The 2,743-nt window shown below is 56.9% G+C and carries 3 protein-coding genes and 1 rRNA gene; 1 reads left to right on the top strand and 3 read right to left on the bottom strand.

The annotated features are described in order from the left end of the window. Positions 1 to 218 precede the first annotated feature (218 nt). Together AC2VNK_RS06330 and AC2VNK_RS06325 are read right to left on the bottom strand one after the other, a co-directional pair. Positions 219 to 431 carry a YgaP family membrane protein gene (locus AC2VNK_RS06330; RefSeq protein ID WP_486883208.1) on the bottom strand — a complete coding sequence of 71 codons (213 nt, stop codon included), beginning with the start codon at positions 429 to 431 and terminating at the stop codon, positions 219 to 221. An 86-nt stretch (positions 432 to 517) separates the two neighbouring features. After that, entirely contained in the window at positions 518 to 1,117 is a 600-nt protein-coding gene (locus AC2VNK_RS06325) for a nitroreductase family protein (RefSeq protein ID WP_291525336.1), read from the bottom strand. A gap of 300 nt (positions 1,118 to 1,417) precedes the next feature. On the opposite strand from AC2VNK_RS06325, the gene AC2VNK_RS06320 reads away from it, so the two are divergent. Further along, entirely contained in the window at positions 1,418 to 2,596 is a 1,179-nt protein-coding gene (locus AC2VNK_RS06320) for a BaiN/RdsA family NAD(P)/FAD-dependent oxidoreductase (protein WP_486883207.1), read from the top strand. 56 nt (positions 2,597 to 2,652) lie between these two features. Here AC2VNK_RS06320 and rrf read toward each other — a convergent pair. Beyond that, positions 2,653 to 2,743, bottom strand: a 5S ribosomal RNA gene (gene rrf / locus AC2VNK_RS06315); the annotation flags it as partial.

Genomic DNA, 2,743 nt, shown 5'->3' with positions numbered 1-2,743 from the left:
CCATGTGCGGACGCCCATCAGCGGCCAGGCGCGTAAACCCGGTGGAACGACGCCATCTCACCCAGCAAATAAAGTCTATGTAATTTTTTATGGATTTTAAGGTGGCATGCAGCCAGTGTCCGGGAGCTATATCCGGAGGCGTTTAACAAGAAAGGCGCGGTCGCCGCCGCGCCTTTCTACGTAGCGCCCGGAACTACCGGGAAACAACACTCAGAGGATCAGGATTTTGCTTGCGGCTTCATCGGACAGGTCTTGATGCCCAGCAAGGTATACAGCGCGCAGAAACCGGTAAGCCCGGTAATAAGCGGCACCAAACCCACCAGCGCCCACCATTTGTTTGCGCCCGGCAGAAAAACCACCAGCACTACAATAATGGCCAACCCTACAATCACGCGTATAATCCGATCTGCAGTTCCTTCATTGACAGGCATTCTTAACTCTCCCGCAGGTGGTCACCTGCTCGGTATAATGAATTACGAGTATAGAGCATTTCCCTCCGCGACAATCTGCCCGGGGCTCAAAAATGATCGATATATACCAGTTTCTCCACAGGTTCCCGGTTACTCGGCCAAGCATTGCCTGTACCCTTGCCGACCGCCACCATATAGCCGATGGCAAAGTCTGCCGGCAGACGAATAATCTTTGCCACCGCGTCGAAATCAAAGCCGTCCATGGGACAGGAGTCGTAACCAAGATCCTGCGCCACCAGCATCAGGGTCATGCCAAAAATACCCAGAGTGCGCATTGCCTCATCGCGCGCCACCTCCGGCTTGCCGCGATAATATTCATCCAACTTTGGCAACACAAAGTCCTGCACCGGCTGCGGCGATGTCGCCCAGTACCGCTGCGGCTCCTCCTGCCAGGCGTTGAGGTCGGCACACAGCACATAGAGCGCTGAAGCATCTGTCACCTGCGTCTGGCCCCAGGCCACCTCACGAATAGCCGCCCGCTGCGCAGGGTCCCGCACGTCCACGGTCCGCCAATGCTGAATGTTGTACGCACTGGGTGCCAATACCGCTGTCTCCAACAGCACCTGCCGTGTTTCATCGGACATTTTATGATGCGGATCAAAGGATTTTACGGCACGACGATTTTTTACCGCAGCAATAACTTCCATACCGGCCTCCATAATATTTCAGCGTGAATCGCTATCTAAGACCGACCGGTTGGTATTGTCAAGGAAGCGGGTGATATGGGTGGGCAGGATAGGGCGCCGACAGGTCAACAATCCTCTTTGATAATGTACAAATATTCGTCATCATGGCAAAACAAAAAGATGAGAAGAAGCCGATTTTTCTGAACGGGGTTACCCTGCAGCAAGGATCCGAGACAAATGTTCGAGTCGTATAAGCAAGGCAATGAAAATAATGGGGATTAACAAAAAAACCATGTCTCGCATTGAGTCCGCGGTGAACGGGTGAAGGTGGATGTGCTGATCATCGGCGCAGGTGCCGCCGGGCTCATGTGCGCGATCGCGGCTGGCCAGCGCGGACGGCGCGTGCTGCTGGTCGATCATGCCAACAAGGTCGGTAAAAAAATCCTGATGTCCGGCGGCGGCCACTGCAATTTCACCAACCTCTGGGTAACACCGAGCCAGTACCTCTGCAGCAACCCCCATTTCCCCAAGTCTGCGCTGGCGCGCTACACACCTGCGGACTTCATCGCGCTCGTAGAGAAACACGGCATCGCCTATCACGAAAAAGAACTCGGCCAGTTGTTCTGCGATGGCTCCTCCAGGCAGATCGTACAGATGCTGCTGAACGAATGCGCCGCAACCGGCGTGACAATTGAAACCAGTTACGGCATCGAGCGCGTTCACAAAATAACTGAGGGCTTCAACCTGCGCACCACGCGCGGCGAGGTGCAGACCGAAGCACTGGTAGTCGCCACCGGCGGCCTGTCCATTCCCAGTATGGGTGCCACGGGTTTTGGCTACGAAATCGCCCGCCAGTTTGGTCACGACGTGCTACCCACCCGCCCTGGACTGGTGCCACTGACGCTGAGTGGCAGCCATCAGACGCATTATAAGGATCTGGCCGGCGTCACGTTACCGGGCGTGGAAGCCAGTGTGGCCAGGCAGAGTTTCCGCGGAGGCCTCCTGTTCACCCATCGTGGCCTTAGCGGTCCGTCTATCCTGCAAATTTCTTCCTACTGGCAACCTGGAGACAGCCTGCATATGGACCTGTTGCCGGATCAGGACGTAGGTGAATGGCTGTTGGAACAGCGCACGGCACGACCGCTCGCCGCACTTAAAACCGTGCTCGGCGATGCGCTGCCGAAACGGCTAGCGCAGCGCCTCTGCGAGCAGTGGTTCGACGGTCGGCCGATGCGGCAATACCGTAGCGCGGAACTCAGACTGATCGGCAGTCAGCTCAACGCATGGCCCATCACCGCCAGCGGCACCGAAGGCTACCGCACAGCGGAAGTCACGCTGGGCGGCGTCGATACCGACGGACTATCCTCCAGCACTTTGCAGTCTAAGCTGGTGCCGGGCCTCTATTTCATCGGCGAAGTAGTCGACGTCACCGGCTGGCTCGGCGGCTACAACTTCCAGTGGGCTTGGGCATCCGGACAGGCAGCGGGGCAGGTTGTTTAAATTCGCGCAAAACAACCCCGTCTCTGTGTATAGAGGCGGGGTTGTTGGATATAGGTGTCTGGCGGTGACCGACTTTCGCGGAGGGAGGCCCTCAACTATCATAGGCGCTGCAGCGTTTCACGGTCCTGTTCGAGATGGGAAGGGGTG

This window comes from Acidithiobacillus sp. TH-A35 (genome assembly GCF_057473505.1).
This window is presented reverse-complemented; position numbering and strand designations above follow the sequence as displayed.